Below are 14,855 nucleotides of genomic sequence, written 5' to 3'. Positions count from 1 at the left end.
TCAGTACCAATGCGTAAGAGAAAGCAGGTATCCAGTCGTGACTGACATGCGTTCGAACGGGAGCGGGTTCAGCCTCGTCGACTCCGTCTATGAGCGCTTGCTTGCCGAGCGGATCATCTTCCTGGGGTCGCAAGTGGACGACGACATCGCCAACAAGCTGTGCGCGCAGATCCTGTTGCTGTCGGCGGAGGATCCGACCAAGGACATCCACCTCTACATCAACTCGCCGGGCGGTTCGATCAGCGCCGGTATGGCCATCTACGACACGATGGTCCTGGCGCCGTGCGACATCGCCACCTATGCGATGGGCATGGCGGCTTCGATGGGTGAATTCCTGTTGGCCGCGGGCACCAAGGGCAAGCGTTACGCCCTGCCGCACGCCCGGATCCTGATGCACCAGCCGTTGGGTGGTGTCACCGGTAGCGCCGCGGACATCGCGATCCAGGCCGAGCAGTTTGCGGTCATCAAGAAGGAAATGTTCCGGCTCAACGCCGAGTTCACCGGACAGACGATCGAGCGCATCGAGGCCGACTCGGACCGCGACCGCTGGTTCACCGCACCGGAAGCCCTGGAGTACGGGTTTGTCGACCACATCATCACCAGCGCCAATGTCAACGGCACCGGACCGGGAGCAGGACTAGACAAATGACCGACCACACTGATCCCCGCCTGGCGCCGCAGGCCCGCTACATCCTGCCGTCGTTCATCGAGCACAGCAGCTTCGGCGTCAAGGAATCCAACCCGTACAACAAGCTGTTCGAGGAACGCATCATCTTCCTCGGCGTGCAGGTGGACGACGCGTCGGCCAACGACATCATGGCCCAGCTGCTCGTGCTGGAGTCGCTGGACCCCGACCGCGACATCACCATGTACATCAACTCGCCCGGTGGATCGTTCACCTCGCTGATGGCGATCTACGACACCATGCAGTACGTGCGCGCCGACATCCAGACGGTGTGCCTCGGTCAGGCCGCCTCGGCCGCCGCGGTGCTGCTGGCCGCCGGTACCCCGGGTAAGCGTCTGGCCCTGCCGAACGCCCGGGTACTGATCCACCAGCCGTCGCTGGGCGGCGTGATCCAGGGCCAGTTCTCCGATCTGGAGATCCAGGCCGCCGAGATCGAGCGGATGCGCACCCTGATGGAGACCACCCTGGCCCGCCACACCGGCAAGGATCCCGAGGTCATCCGCAAGGACACCGACCGCGACAAGATCCTCACCGCCGAGCAGGCCAAGGATTACGGGATCATCGACACGGTCCTCGAGTACCGCAAGCTGTCCGCCCAGGCCTAGCGCCACCGCGGCAACTTCCAGCCCGATGACACACGCCCTGCCCGGTCACCTCCGGTGCGGGGCGTGCGTCGTCAGGGCGGAGGCGGAAATTCTGTTGACCTGCGTTTGCGCCGCCGTCCTAGAGATGCCCGGTATCCTCGACCACGGCAAATGCCGGGCAAGGACCGCGGCGCTCGACTGTTCGCCCGCGTTCCCCAACGACACGCCAAGGACACGGTCAGCGCGCCGAGGGGTGACGAGCCGCCAGGAGAGATATGTTCTCCTGCACACGAACAAATACCACCGGAGCGATTCGGCCTTATCGGTCGCACCGCGACGGAACGAACGGGTAGCGTCGGGTTTACGCCCGAGGTAACCGAGCAAGTGGCGTAACGACCGACCTGCGAACAGGAAGTAGGACCTCCCCATATGGCGCGCATCGGAGACGGCGGTGACCTGCTGAAGTGCTCGTTCTGCGGCAAGAGCCAAAAGCAAGTCAAAAAGCTCATTGCTGGTCCCGGCGTGTACATCTGCGACGAGTGCATAGACCTGTGCAACGAGATCATCGAGGAGGAACTCGCCGACGCTGACGACGTCAAGCTCGACGAGCTGCCCAAACCGGCTGAGATCCGGGACTTCCTCGAGGGCTACGTCATCGGTCAGGACACGGCGAAGCGGACGCTGGCCGTGGCCGTCTACAACCACTACAAGCGCATCCAGGCGCAGGAGAAGTCTCGCGATTCGCGCTCCGAGCCGGTCGAGCTCACGAAGTCCAACATCTTGATGCTGGGCCCCACCGGCTGCGGTAAGACCTACCTGGCCCAGACGCTGGCCAAGATGCTCAACGTGCCGTTCGCCATCGCCGACGCCACCGCGCTGACCGAGGCCGGCTATGTGGGCGAGGACGTCGAGAACATTCTGCTCAAGCTGATTCAGGCCGCCGACTACGACGTCAAGCGTGCCGAGACCGGCATCATCTACATCGACGAGGTCGACAAGATCGCCCGCAAGAGCGAGAACCCGTCGATCACCCGTGATGTCTCCGGTGAGGGCGTGCAGCAGGCCCTGCTGAAGATCCTGGAAGGCACGCAGGCGTCGGTTCCCCCGCAGGGCGGCCGCAAGCATCCGCACCAGGAGTTCATCCAGATCGACACCACCAACGTGCTGTTCATCGTGGCGGGTGCGTTCGCGGGCCTGGAGAGGATCGTCTCCGACCGGGTCGGCAAGCGCGGCCTGGGCTTCGGCGCCGAGGTGAGGTCCAAGGCCGAGATCGACACCCAGGACCACTTCGCCGAGGTGATGCCCGAGGATCTGATCAAGTTCGGTCTGATCCCCGAGTTCATCGGCCGCCTGCCGGTCGTGGCCTCGGTGACCAACCTGGACAAGGAGTCCTTGGTCAAGATCCTCTCCGAGCCGAAGAACGCTCTGGTCAAGCAGTACGTCCGGCTGTTCGAGATGGACAACGTGGAGCTGGAGTTCACCGAAGAGGCGTTGGAGGCGATCGCCGATCAGGCCATCCACCGCGGTACCGGTGCCCGCGGCCTGCGCGCCATCATGGAGGAAGTCCTGCTGCCGGTGATGTACGACATCCCCAGCCGCGACGACGTCGCCAAGGTGGTCGTCACGAAGGAGACGGTGCAGGACAACGTGCTGCCGACCATCGTGCCGCGTAAGCCGCCGCGTTCGGAGCGCCGCGACAAGACCGCTTAGGTCCACGCCGACATTGCACTCAGGGTCGTGATCCCAACCGGATCACGACCCTGAGTGCATTTCGGCGAAGCTCTAACTGCCCGGAACCGGCGTCACCGATCGGAGTAGATGCTGCGCGGACGCCAGGTCGTCGCCACTGTCGACGTAGAGCGCCAGTAGCAGGTGGTTGCCGTCGGCCGCGGCGTACCCGTAGAGCGCAGGCAGTCGCGCGTCGTCGCTGTCTTCGGCCAGCCGATAGGACAGGCACGACGCCGCGCCGGACTCCCACTGCGCATGGTCGTAGGCACGTGGGTTGACCTTCGATTTGAACTCGTCACGCCGTGCTTCAGCGCTGGCTGTCTTGCCGTCGCCCCACGCGGTCAACCAGGCCGTCAGTCCCGGCCGCCAGAAGACCAGGCTTCCATCCTCGATGCGCCGGTTCATCGGCTCGGGCAGGGTCAGCACCCAGTCCCGCGAAATCTGGAGCTGGCCCACACACGTCGGGAAGTTCGGATTCAGCTGCGGCGGAGTTGCCGCATCGGGGTCGCCGGGTGCGCCCTCGGGATCCTCGACGAAGCCGGCACTTTCCCGGATGAATGCCGCGCCCGGCGGAGCGTCCAAGTAGGCGATGATGGCCCGGTCGTAGTTGGCCAGGACGTTCAGCGAATACAGGCCCAGGTTCGACGGGTCGTCGACGTACGCCTGATCTTCGTCGCCGGCCATGAAGGTCCAGCCTTCGCCGTCGCGGTACATATATCCCACCGGCGCACCGTCGACCATGATGCGGTCGGATGCGAAGCACGCGTAGTGGGGTGCGAGGCCGTCGACGATCCGGTCGGCGGGCAGCCAGAACTTCTTCGCCATCAGCGGGTGACGCGATCCGGGCGGGTGTAGACGTTCATCGAGTCGCCCCGCAGGAAGGCCACCAGGGTCAGCCCCGATTGACTGGCCAGATCGACGGCCAGTGAGGACGGCGCCGAGACGGCGGCCAGGATCGGGATGCCCGCCATCACAGCCTTCTGGGTGAGCTCGAACGACGCTCGGCCGCTGACCAGAAGCACTGTGGCAGTTGACGGAACCCGGTTGTGCTCCAGTGCCCAGCCGATCACCTTGTCGACGGCGTTGTGCCTGCCGATGTCCTCGCGGACGACGAGCATGGTGCCATCGACGGTGAACAGTGCTGCCGCGTGCAGGCCGCCGGTGCTGGCGAAGACCTTCTGGGCATCGCGCAGCTTCGCAGGCATCGTCGAGAGCAACGCGGCGGGAACTGTGGACGGGTCATCGCCGGGGCAGTGCCTGCTGCTCAACCGCACCGCATCCAGCGAGGCCTTGCCGCACACCCCGCATGACGAGGTGGTGTAGAAGTTGCGGGTCACGTCAACCTCAGGCTTGGGCACATCCGGGGCCAAGGTCGCGTCCAACACGTTGTAGGTGTTGACCCCGTCCTCGTCGGCACCCCGGCAGTAGCGCACCGACACCAGATCCTCACGCTGACGGATCAACCCCTCGGTCAGCAGAAAACCTTGGGCCAATTCGACATCGGCGCCCGGGGTCCGCATCGTGACGGTGATGGGTGTGCCGTCGACCCGGATCTCCAGGGGTTCCTCGACCACCAGGGTTTCCGGCCGGGCCTCGGCCGTCGCACCGGTGAGGTGGTGGGCGCGACGGCGAGCGGTCACCCGTCCCACTAGGAGCCTCCCGTTTCGCGTCGCTGCAACCGGATGACAACGGCCTTGGACACCGGTGTGTTGGACTTTGCGGCCGTATGATCCAGCGGCACCAGCGGATTGGTTTCCGGATAGTAGGCCGCGGCGTTGCCGGCCGGCGTGGAGTAGGGCACCACCAGGAAGTCGTCGGCGCGGCGTTCCTGGCCGTCGAATTCCGACACCAGGTCCACGCGCTCGCCTGCCCGGAACCCCAACCGCTCGATGTCGGCGGGGTTGACGAACACCACGCGCCGTCCGCCCTTGACGCCGCGGTAGCGGTCGTCCAGGCCGTAAATCGTGGTGTTGTACTGGTCGTGGCTGCGCAGGGTCTGCAGCACGAGCCGTCCCTCGGGCACCGGCACCCACTGCAGGGGGTTCACCGCGAAGTTGGCTTTGCCGGTGGTGGTGGGGAATTCGCGGGAATCGCGCGGCGGGTGGGGGAGCTGGAACCCGTCGGGCCGGCGCACCCTGGTGTTGTAATCGGCGCAGCCGGGGACCACCGCGGCGATCGCGTCGCGCACGGTGTCGTAATCGGCGGCGAAGGTCTCCCACGGCACTGGATGGTCCGGGCCCAACAGGGTGCGGGCGAGCTCACAGACGATGCCGACCTCGCTGCGCAACTGATCGCTCGGCGGGTGCAGGCTGCCACGGGACAGGTGCACCATCGACATCGAATCCTCAACCGACACCTGCTGTTTGTGTCCGGCGACGATGTCGCGGTCGGTGCGGCCCAGGGTGGGCAGGATCAGTGCGGTCTGACCGTGCACCAGGTGACTGCGGTTGAGTTTCGTCGAAATCTGAACCGTCAGAGCGCAACTGCGCAACGCGGCCTCGGTGACCTCGGTGTCGGGGGTGGCCGAGACGAAGTTGCCGCCCATCCCGATGAACACACTGGCCCGGCGGTCGCGCATGGCGCGGATGGCGTCGACGGTGTCGTAGCCGTGCTTACGCGGGCTGGTGATGCCGAACCGGTTGTCGAGCGCGTCGAGGAACGGTTCGGGCATCTTCTCCCAGATGCCCATGGTCCGGTCGCCCTGCACGTTGGAGTGGCCGCGCACCGGGCACACCCCTGCTCCCGGCTTGCCGATCATGCCGCGCAGCAGCAGCAGGTTGGTGGCCTCGCCGATGGTGGCCACCGCGTGATGATGCTGGGTGAGACCCATGGCCCAACACACCACGGTGCGCTGGGAGCTGGCCAGCAGGTCGGCGACTCGCTGCAACTGGGCACGGTCCACGCCGCTGGCCTCGGTCACGGTGTCGAGGTCGACGCCGCGGGTCTGGGCGGCGTACTCGTCGTACCCGGCGCAGTGCGCGGCGATGAACTCGTGGTCCAAAACGGGCGCCGCGGCTCCACCTCGTTCATCGGCCTCCAGCAGCAACCGGCCCAACCCGGCGAACAGCGCCATGTCCCCGCCGATGCGGATCTGCACGAACTCATCCGCGATGGGGACGCCGTGCCCGACGACACCATGTACCTTCTGCGGATCCTTGAATCGGATCAGGCCCGCCTCGGGTAGCGGATTGATCGCAATGATCTTGGCGCCGTTGGCTTTCGCCTTCTCCAGCACCGACAGCATGCGGGGATGGTTGGTGCCCGGATTCTGTCCGGCGATGAGGATGAGGTCGGCCTCGGTGACGTCCTCGACGGTGACCGAGCCCTTGCCGATGCCGATCGATTCCGTCAGCGCGGTGCCCGAGGACTCGTGGCACATGTTCGAGCAGTCCGGCAGGTTGTTGGTGCCGTAACTGCGGACCAGCAGTTGGTAGAGGAACGCGGCCTCGTTGCTGGTGCGCCCGGACGTGTAGAACAGCGCCTCGTCGGGGGAGGCCAGCGCGTTGAGGTGCTCGGCGATCAACCGGTAGGCGTCGTCCCAGGAAATCGGGCGGTAGTGGTCGTGGCCCGGCGCCAACACCATCGGATGGGTGAGCCGACCTTGTTGTGACAGCCAGTATTCGGGCTTGGAGTCGAGTTCGGTGATGCTGTGGCGCGCGAAGAACTCGGGTGTCACCACACGTTTGGTGGCTTCTTCGGCGACAGCTTTGGCGCCGTTCTCGCAGAACTCGGCGAGTTTGCGGCCGCCGTGCTCCTCGGGCCAGGCGCAGCCCGGGCAGTCGAAGCCGTGTCGCTGGTTGAGTCGGGTGAGCGCGGCGGCGGTTCGCAGTGGCCCCATCTGCTCGAACCCGCGCTGCATGGACACCATGACGGCCTTGACCCCGGCGGCCTCGTCCTTGGGTTCGGTGATCAACGCGGCGTGCTCGTCGTAGTCGGCATCGATGTCCCTGGCGCTGGTCATGAGCCCAATCTAGTCCCCGAAAACCGGGGGATGCGCCGCTTGGCTGGCGTCGATATTCGATATTTCACATGCAGTGATAGATGCTTTCTATCGAACTGCGACGAATGCGGGGAGCCATGGCGAGTGACGTGCTACTTCAGCAGCTCGACTATCTGCTGGCGCTCGCGACCGAGAGGCACTTCGGCCGGGCGGCCGCGCGGTGCCACGTCAGTCAACCGACGCTGTCGGTGGCGATCCGCCGCCTGGAGCGCGAGTTGGGCATCGTCATCGTGCAGCGGGGCCATCGGTTCGAAGGATTTACCGAAGAGGGTCATCGCGTCGTGACGTGGGCCCAGCGGATCGTCGCGGAACGCGACGACATGCTCGCTGATATCGACCGCATGCGCGGACGGTTGACTGTCACAGCCCGGATCGGTGCGATACCGACAGCGGTGCCCACGGGCCCGTTTATCACCACTGAATTTCTGCGCCGCAATCCGGCCGCGTCGGTGCGTATCGAGGCGTTGTCATCACGCGAGATCGCCCGGCGGCTCGCTGATTTCGAGATCGACGCCGGGTTGACCTATCTCGATGACGAAGCCCCGCCCGGAACCAGGTCAGTGGAGATGTACCGGGAGCGCTATGTCCTGGTGGCGCCGGCCGACCATGCACTGATGCGTCACCGTGAGATCCCGTGGTCGGATGCGGCCGGACTGGAACTCTGCGTGCTGAACACCACGATGCGCAACCGGCGCATCCTCGATGCCAACATGGCCGCTGAAGGGGTGCGCTACCGACCTGTGGTGGAGGCGGATTCGGTCGACGCGCTGTATGCGCACCTGACGAACTCACCGCGCGCGACCATCGCCTCCACGGCATGGCTGCCACAGCTCGGGATGCCGTCAGGCTTCGCCGCGCGGCCGATGGTGCAGCACGGTCCGCGCCCGGCGATCGGACTCGTGGTGCTCGACCGTGCGCCCGCATCGATCGTGGCCGCCGCGCTCGTCGAGGTGGCCACCGATGTGGATATCGGCGCACGCATCGACCGCTGGTGGGACGAGACGGGACAGGCGGGCGCCGAGAGCTTCCGGTAGGAGCCCAGTACTTATCCGGGCTCTGCCGTGGGGGCCGGCTGGGCCTTGACGGGTGGCGTGGCGGCCGGTGTCTCGGGTGCTGACGGCGCGGCGGACTGGGTCACGGTCTCGCCGAATTGCATGGTGGCTTCGGCTGCGGGTACTGACATTTCGGGTGCGGTGTGGACCTGGGCGGTATCGAGCCCCAGCACGGCCATGGCAGCTACTGCTGCAAAGCCGGCGGTACAGAGGAGGAGCTTGGTTCTCGAACCCGTACGCATTTCGCAACACCCTTCGTCATCACATCGATTACCTATGTGATTTCCAATGCATATCGGGCGTGCGGTATTCCATGTCATCGGGCGACTGAGTCACATTTCGATCTCGGGTCGGGGGATCGGACGGGGCCGGGGGGCGTGGAGATCGCCCTGACCGGGAGACTTCATCCATGTCACGAGAGCTAGTCCCCGGGGTAACGGTGCTCGGCAACCTCGCGATCGACATCATCAACGGGGCGCCACCCAGTCCGGGGGGATGTGCCTCGTTCGCCGGGGTGGCTCTGCAGGCGGCGGGTGGACCCGGCCGGATCGTCGCGATGGGTGCCGAACGCGATCACGTTCTGTTCGACGGACTTCGCGCGCGGTTCGGGTCGCTGGTGCAGATCCTGCCCTCGGAGGCGACGAGTTCGTTCCGCCTCGACTACGACGACACCGATCACCGGCACATGGGTGTGCAGGCGATCGGCCCGGTGTGGACGGACGCGGACATCGACGTAGCCGATCCGACGACGACATGGGTGCACCTGGCTCCGTTGCTGCGCACCGATTTCCCGGCCGAGACGCTCGCGGCCCTGGCGGCGCGCGGCCATCGGGTCGCCTATGACGGGCAGGGCCTGGTGCGGGCCGAGCGATTGGGGCCGCTGGTCGAGGATCGTCACTTTCCCGCAGACCTACTGGTCAACGTCGACATCCTCAAACTCGCCGAGGACGAGGCGGTGATCGTCGCCGACGGCGCTTTCGACGCGTCGACTGCGGAACGACTCGGCGTCGCGGAGATCCTGGTGACCTACGGCTCAGAGGGATGTGACATCTATATCGACGGTGCGGTGCAACGCGTGCCGGCCGCCTGGCGGGTTCTGGATGTCCAGACCACGGGGGCGGGGGACATGTTCACCGCTTGTTATGTGGCACACCGCGCGGCGGGCCACGATCCGCATCGCGCCGCGGAGGCGGCCAGCGCACTCGTGGCGCGGGAGTTGGACAAGCGTGTGCACGCCGGTACTGCCGATCACGGGTGAACGCCGGCCCGGGTTAGACTCGACAGGTGTCAAGTTTATGCTTGCCGGTGCTAGCGGAGAGCTACCGGCCGGTAGCCTTTTCCTTAGAGAATGGCATTCTCCTAAACGTGACGAAAACCACAGTCTTGTCTCAAATGGGGCTTGTTCACGTCGGTGAACTGCATCTTCGTCGGGATCTCACCCGCGTGTCGGGGCACAACGCGGTGAAGCCCAGCCTAAGAGCAGTGCAATAATCGGTACTGGTAGTGACATCAAAATTCGGTGGACGTTCGATCCGGCGGCAGGTTATGTGACAGCGGCCCGGAAAGACGTGGTCAAAGCAGTGTGAAAGGCGGTAGCCGTGGGTGAGAACGGCAACGGCAATGGCGCCGCGCCGCGGCAGAAGCTCGAGAAGGTCGTCATCCGCTTCGCCGGCGACTCCGGCGACGGTATGCAGCTGACCGGTGACCGCTTCACTTCTGAAGCTGCACTGTTCGGCAACGATCTGGCGACCCAGCCGAATTACCCGGCCGAGATCCGCGCGCCACAGGGCACCCTGCCCGGTGTGTCGTCGTTCCAGATCCAGATCGCCGACTACGACATCCTCACGGCCGGTGACCGCCCCGACGTGCTCGTGGCGATGAATCCCGCCGCGCTCAAGGCCAACGTCTCGGATCTGCCCCGGGGCGGCCTGATCATCGCCAACTCCGATGAGTTCACCAAGCGCAACCTCGCCAAGGTCGGATACGACAGCAATCCGCTAGAGGATGACACGTTGTCCGACTATGTGGTGACGTCCGTGGCGATGACGACGCTGACTCTGGGTGCCGTCGAGGTGATCGGCGCCACGAAGAAGGACGGCCAGCGCGCCAAGAACATGTTCGCTCTCGGTCTGCTGTCGTGGATGTACGGCCGCGAGCTCGAGCACAGCGAGGCGTTCATCCGCGAGAAGTTCTCCCGCAAGCCCGACGTGGCCGAGGCCAACGTCCTGGCGCTGAAGGCCGGCTGGAACTACGGCGAGACCACCGAGGCGTTCGCCACCACCTACGAGGTGTCGCCGGCCAAGCTCAAGTCCGGTGAATACCGTCAGATCTCGGGCAACACCGCACTGGCCTACGGCATCGTGGCCGCCGGACACCTGGCCCAGATCCAGGTGGTGCTGGGCACCTACCCGATCACGCCGGCGTCGGACATCCTCCACGAGCTGTCCAAGCACAAGAACTTCAACGTCCTGACCTTCCAGGCCGAGGACGAGATCGCCGGCATCGGTGCCGCCATCGGCGCTTCCTACGGCGGTGCGTTGGGTGTCACCAGCACCTCGGGCCCGGGCGTCTCGCTCAAGTCCGAGGCGATCGGCCTGGCCGTGATGACCGAACTGCCGTTGCTCATCGTCGATGTGCAGCGCGGTGGCCCGTCGACGGGCCTGCCGACCAAGACCGAGCAGGCCGACCTGCTGCAGGCGCTGTTCGGCCGCAACGGCGAATCGCCGGTCGCGGTCCTGGCCCCGAAGTCGCCGTCGGATTGCTTCGACATCGCCGTGGAGGCCTCGCGGATCGCGATTGACTACCACACCCCGGTCATCATCCTGTCCGACGGTGCGGTCGCCAACGGCTCTGAGCCCTGGCAGATTCCGGACATCAGCACCTATCCGGCGATCGAACACAAGCTGGCCAAGTCCGGCGAGCCGTTCGCGCCGTACGCCCGCGACCCCGAGACCCTGGCCCGTCAGTTCGCGGTGCCCGGTACCCCGGGTCTGGAGCACCGGATCGGTGGCCTCGAGGCCGCCAACGGTTCGGGCAACATCTCCTACGAGCCCAAGAACCACGACCTCATGGTGCGGTTGCGCCAGGAGAAGATCGCCGGCATCACGGTGCCCGATCTGGAGGTCGACGACCTCACCGGCGACGCAGAACTGCTGATGCTGGGCTGGGGTAGCAGCTACGGCCCGATCGGCGAGGCGTGCAGGCGCGCCCGGCGCAAGGGCATCAAGGTGGCCCAGGCCCATCTGCGCCACCTCAATCCCTTCCCGGCCAATCTCGGGGAGGTGCTGCGCCGCTACCCGAAGGTGGTGGTGCCGGAGATGAACCTCGGTCAACTGGCGCTGCTGCTGCGCGGCAAGTACCTGGTCGACGTCCAGTCGGTGACGAAGGTGGAGGGCATGGCCTTCCTCGCCGACGAGGTCGAGGGCATCATCGATGCGGCCCTGGATGGCACGCTGGGTGAGAAGGAAAACGACAAGGCCAAGTTCGCACGGTTGGCGGCGGCCACCATCGAGGTTGAGGCGAGCGGTGTGGGAGCGAGCGCATGACTGACTTGATCGGTACGGATCTGGGACTGACCGAAGGGGCGTTGACCAAGAACGCCCTGGTGCCCACCACCGACCAACCGCAGAAGGGCAAGGACTTCACCAGCGACCAGGAGGTCCGCTGGTGCCCGGGTTGCGGTGACTACGTCATCCTCAACACCATCCGCAACTTCCTGCCGGAGCTGGGCCTCAAGCGCGAGAACATCGCGTTCATCAGCGGCATCGGCTGCTCCAGCCGGTTCCCGTACTACCTGGAGACCTACGGCTTCCACTCGATCCACGGGCGCGCTCCGACCATCGCCACCGGCCTGGCGCTGGCCCGTCCCGACCTGTCGGTGTGGGTCGTCACCGGTGACGGTGACTCGCTGTCGATCGGCGGCAACCACCTGATCCACGCGCTGCGCCGCAACGTCAACCTCACGATCCTGCTGTTCAACAACCGGATCTACGGACTGACCAAGGGCCAGTACTCGCCGACCTCGGAGGTCGGCAAGGTCACCAAGTCCACCCCGATGGGCTCGCTGGACTACCCGTTCAACCCGGTGTCGCTGGCACTGGGGGCCGAGGCCACGTTCGTGGGCCGCGCGCTGGACTCCGACCGCAAGGGCCTGTCCGAGGTGCTGCGCGGCGCGGCCGAGCACCGCGGTGCCGCGCTGGTGGAGATCATGCAGGACTGCCCGATCTTCAACGACGGATCGTTCGACGCGCTGCGCAAGGAAGGCGCCGAGGAGCGGCTGATCAACGTCAGCCACGGTGAGCCGATCAAGTTCGGTACCGATGGTGAGTACTGCGTGGTCAAGTCCGGGTACGGCCTGGAGGTCGCCAAGACCGCCGAGGTCGCAGCCGACGACATCGTGGTCCACAACGCCGAGATCGACGATCCCGCTTACGCATTCGCGCTGTCGCGGCTGAGCGAGCAGAACCTCGATCACATGGTGATGGGTATCTTCCGGAAGGTCAGCCGACCCAGCTACGACGACGCCGCGCGTCAGCAGGTCAACACGGCCATCGAATCCAAGCCCCATGACACCGCAGCTCTGCAATCCTTGCTGCGTGGCAAAGACACCTGGACCGTGGACTAAACGCGCTGATCGCGCTGACCTCGCTGACCGAAACGAACTGAGCACAGCCCCGCTCGCCGCGGTAGTTCTGGCGGGCGGGGCTTCGCGCCGTATGGGGCGCGACAAGGCGACGCTGCCGTTTGACGGTTCGACGATGGTCGAGCATGTCGTCGCCGCCGTGAGTAAGCGGTGTTCACCGGTTTTTGTCATCGCCGCGCCAGGACAGCCGCTGCCCGAAGTGAGTGCCGAGGTCTTGCGCGACGAGGTGCGCGGTGTCGGGCCGCTGGTGGCGACGGGTCGTGGGTTGCGGGCCGTCGCCGAGGCCGGCCTGGATCGCGCCTTCGTCTGCGCGGTGGACATGCCGTATCTGAATTCCGAACTGATCGATGTCCTGGCCGCCTCTGCCGATCGGGTACCGGCCGATATCGTGCTGCCCTGGGACGGCAGGGCTCATTACCTCGCGGGGGTCTACCGCAGCGCGCTCACCGAGCAGATCGCCGCCCTGGTGCACGACGGACAGCACAGCATGCGCGCGCTGGCCGAGTCCGTCGACACGCAGTGGATCGTGATGCCACCGCAGCGAGCGCTGACCAATGTCAACACCGCGGCCGATCTGCCCTGAGCGGAGCTATTCGTCCGGGACGGGTACAGCAAATTACGAATTTGCACTCAAAGTGAGCGCAATTTATCGTTTCGAAATAATTGACCGAATATTTATGCATATTCGGGGCTTCGGAAGTCGGGTGAATTCAGGAACCGTCATCGATCAGGGCGCTCGTGTGGCTCGCGAAAGCTGCTGGCGTTCAAGATTATTCACCCTGGCCGGCATTGCGCGAATGACGCGCACTATTCGCTGGGGCCCGCGCTGAGCATGTCTGATTCTGGGCAAAACAACTCTGACCGTGTGCTTTGGCCGGGCTCGGGGGATCAGGCGCCGAGTGGCTGGGTTGCCCAGGGCTGCTGACGCTTCTCGGTTGAACGTTGTAAGTGTTTGTGACACAACAGATTCAGGCGTTTCGCCTATGCGCCGGAGGCGTCAGGTGGACAGTCGGCCGGCCTCGGCCGGCGCGGGCTGCGCACGTGATATGCGTTGTGTTCCAGTGTATTTGGAGTCTGCGCTGGCTTCGGGGTTGGGGAGTTCTGTAGCGAACGAATTCGCGCGATGTGACGCTTGATGACACTCGTCGGTGGCATCTACCTGCGCTTTCTGTTCCCTGTGGACACGTGCGCCGGTTTTGCTGAACCCGAATCAAGTGGGCCACCTCACAAAAATTGCGTGATCTCGCTCACGTTCCGTTTGCGCCGATCACGAAACGGTAACGGTGGCGGCGCTGCGTTGACCTGCACAAACGATTCGTTCAGCGTCCCGTTATCTGTCCGTGATCTTTCCGCTATCGCTTCTACATCGATATGACTTCTCTTCGAGACCTTTGTACGGTCCAAAGCGTCTCCGACACGGAGCAAATAATTTCAACACCAAGAACCTGCGTGTGAGTGGGGCCGCGGTGGCGATTACGCCCGACGCGGGGGCCTGGGTCTGATCCCGGGCCGGGCACTGTGGCCCTCCCTTTCGTGCCTGACCGAGACGGCACGAACCAACCCCTCCGGCCTGGATACAGGCTGCCGCACCCGCCTGGGCGGGTGTCGATGGCGCGCGCTTGGCGAGAGGAATGAAGTGAAGAACATCCGCAAGACGTTTGGCCTGGGCATCATTGCTGGAGCGCTCGCTGTGGCTCCCGTGGCACTGGGTGCCGGCACCGCCAATGCGGACAGCGTTAACTGGGACGCCGTCGCAGCCTGCGAGTCGGGTGGCAACTGGGCGATCAACACCGGTAACGGGTACTACGGTGGCCTGCAGTTCAACATGGGCACCTGGCGCGCCAACGGCGGCTCCGGCTCGCCGCATCAGGCTTCGCGCTCGGAGCAGATCCGGGTCGCCGAGAACGTGCTGCACAGCCAGGGCATCGGCGCGTGGCCGGTGTGCGGCCGGCGCGGCTAGTACAGCTGCCACCAGCACGACCAAAAACTTGATATGAAGCGGTGGGGGGGGGGGGGCCGGGGCCCGGGGGGGGGGGGGGGTGGCGGGCCCCCCCCACCCCAGCCCAACACCCAGGGGGGCGGGGAGGGGGGCCCCGGCCCGAACCCACCCCCCAACCAACACCAAAAAATTTTGTATTGATAGATTGGTAGTGTTATATTTGTT

General features: G+C 65.3%; 12 protein-coding genes and 1 pseudogene. 9 read left to right on the top strand and 4 right to left on the bottom strand.

The window, feature by feature from the left end; translation table 11 throughout:
* The first annotated feature begins 46 nt into the window (after window positions 1-46).
* From AB0I14_RS30050 to clpX, 3 genes are all read left to right on the top strand, one after another.
* The gene (locus AB0I14_RS30050; protein WP_018599225.1) at window positions 47-649 is read left to right on the top strand and encodes an ATP-dependent Clp protease proteolytic subunit; all 603 of its coding nucleotides are present in this window, start codon (window positions 47-49) and stop codon (window positions 647-649) included.
* Entirely contained in the window at window positions 646-1,290 is a 645-nt protein-coding gene (gene clpP2, locus AB0I14_RS30045) for an ATP-dependent CLP protease proteolytic subunit ClpP2 (protein WP_358029960.1), read from the top strand. Before AB0I14_RS30050 ends, clpP2 begins: the two co-directional genes overlap by 4 nt.
* Window positions 1,291-1,698: 408 nt before the next feature.
* Window positions 1,699-2,979, top strand: a complete 1,281-nt coding sequence (gene clpX, locus AB0I14_RS30040; RefSeq protein WP_358029957.1) for an ATP-dependent Clp protease ATP-binding subunit ClpX — start codon at window positions 1,699-1,701, stop codon at window positions 2,977-2,979.
* Between the two features lie 72 nt (window positions 2,980-3,051).
* On the opposite strand, the gene AB0I14_RS30035 is transcribed toward clpX, so the two are convergent.
* The 3 genes from AB0I14_RS30035 to AB0I14_RS30025 are packed head-to-tail and all read right to left on the bottom strand — an operon-like array spanning window position 3,052 to window position 6,958.
* On the bottom strand, window positions 3,052-3,822 hold the full coding sequence (locus tag AB0I14_RS30035) for a DUF2185 domain-containing protein (RefSeq protein ID WP_358029954.1): 771 nt from the start codon (window positions 3,820-3,822) through the stop codon (window positions 3,052-3,054).
* A complete protein-coding gene (gene fdhD, locus AB0I14_RS30030) occupies window positions 3,822-4,646 on the bottom strand; it encodes a formate dehydrogenase accessory sulfurtransferase FdhD (RefSeq protein WP_358029951.1) in 825 nt (274 codons plus the stop codon). Before fdhD ends, AB0I14_RS30035 begins: the two co-directional genes overlap by 1 nt.
* Window positions 4,646-6,958 (bottom strand): FdhF/YdeP family oxidoreductase, encoded by a 2,313-nt coding sequence (locus AB0I14_RS30025; RefSeq protein WP_358029948.1) that lies wholly within the window; start codon window positions 6,956-6,958, stop codon window positions 4,646-4,648. The genes fdhD and AB0I14_RS30025 overlap by 1 nt, the downstream gene beginning before the upstream one ends.
* Window positions 6,959-7,074: 116 nt before the next feature.
* On the opposite strand from AB0I14_RS30025, the gene AB0I14_RS30020 reads away from it, so the two are divergent.
* Window positions 7,075-8,031: a LysR family transcriptional regulator gene (locus AB0I14_RS30020; RefSeq protein WP_358030245.1), complete on the top strand. Its 957-nt coding sequence runs from the start codon at window positions 7,075-7,077 to the stop codon at window positions 8,029-8,031.
* An 11-nt stretch (window positions 8,032-8,042) separates the two neighbouring features.
* On the opposite strand, the gene AB0I14_RS30015 is transcribed toward AB0I14_RS30020, so the two are convergent.
* Entirely contained in the window at window positions 8,043-8,228 is a 186-nt protein-coding gene (locus AB0I14_RS30015) for a hypothetical protein (protein ID WP_358029945.1), read from the bottom strand.
* Between the two features lie 230 nt (window positions 8,229-8,458).
* Here AB0I14_RS30015 and AB0I14_RS30010 point away from each other — a divergent pair, with 230 nt between their 5' ends.
* The 5 genes and pseudogenes from AB0I14_RS30010 to AB0I14_RS29990 all read left to right on the top strand — a co-directional run.
* A complete protein-coding gene (locus AB0I14_RS30010; protein WP_358029942.1) occupies window positions 8,459-9,307 on the top strand; it encodes a PfkB family carbohydrate kinase in 849 nt (282 codons plus the stop codon).
* A gap of 340 nt (window positions 9,308-9,647) precedes the next feature.
* Entirely contained in the window at window positions 9,648-11,594 is a 1,947-nt protein-coding gene (locus tag AB0I14_RS30005; RefSeq protein ID WP_358029939.1) for a 2-oxoacid:acceptor oxidoreductase subunit alpha, read from the top strand.
* Entirely contained in the window at window positions 11,591-12,673 is a 1,083-nt protein-coding gene (locus tag AB0I14_RS30000; protein ID WP_358029936.1) for a 2-oxoacid:ferredoxin oxidoreductase subunit beta, read from the top strand. Before AB0I14_RS30005 ends, AB0I14_RS30000 begins: the two co-directional genes overlap by 4 nt.
* Before the next feature lie 37 nt (window positions 12,674-12,710).
* On the top strand, window positions 12,711-13,274 hold the full coding sequence (gene mobA / locus AB0I14_RS29995; protein ID WP_358030242.1) for a molybdenum cofactor guanylyltransferase: 564 nt from the start codon (window positions 12,711-12,713) through the stop codon (window positions 13,272-13,274).
* 1,149 nt (window positions 13,275-14,423) lie between these two features.
* A pseudogene (locus AB0I14_RS29990) lies at window positions 14,424-14,651 on the top strand (transglycosylase family protein); the annotation flags it as partial.
* Window positions 14,652-14,855: the final 204 nt, after the last annotated feature.

The organism is Mycobacterium sp. NPDC050441 (assembly GCF_040655355.1).
Lineage (GTDB): Bacteria > Actinomycetota > Actinomycetes > Mycobacteriales > Mycobacteriaceae > Mycobacterium.
The sequence above is the reverse complement of the archived record's forward strand: the minus strand, read 5'-3'. Positions and strand labels throughout refer to the sequence as shown.

Bases quoted from the DNA above. Each gene is read 5' to 3' on its own strand.
- AB0I14_RS30035 (WP_358029954.1), bottom strand. From the start codon at position 3,822: ATGGCGAAGAAGTTCTGGCTGCCCGCCGACCGGATCGTCGACGGCCTC.
- clpP2 (WP_358029960.1), top strand. From the start codon at position 646: ATGACCGACCACACTGATCCCCGCCTGGCGCCGCAGGCCCGCTACATC.
- AB0I14_RS30015 (WP_358029945.1), bottom strand. From the start codon at position 8,228: ATGGCCGTGCTGGGGCTCGATACCGCCCAGGTCCACACCGCACCCGAA.
- AB0I14_RS30025 (WP_358029948.1), bottom strand. From the start codon at position 6,958: ATGACCAGCGCCAGGGACATCGATGCCGACTACGACGAGCACGCCGCG.
- clpX (WP_358029957.1), top strand. From the start codon at position 1,699: ATGGCGCGCATCGGAGACGGCGGTGACCTGCTGAAGTGCTCGTTCTGC.
- AB0I14_RS30000 (WP_358029936.1), top strand. From the start codon at position 11,591: ATGACTGACTTGATCGGTACGGATCTGGGACTGACCGAAGGGGCGTTG.
- AB0I14_RS30010 (WP_358029942.1), top strand. From the start codon at position 8,459: ATGTCACGAGAGCTAGTCCCCGGGGTAACGGTGCTCGGCAACCTCGCG.
- AB0I14_RS30020 (WP_358030245.1), top strand. From the start codon at position 7,075: ATGGCGAGTGACGTGCTACTTCAGCAGCTCGACTATCTGCTGGCGCTC.
- AB0I14_RS30050 (WP_018599225.1), top strand. From the start codon at position 47: ATGCGTTCGAACGGGAGCGGGTTCAGCCTCGTCGACTCCGTCTATGAG.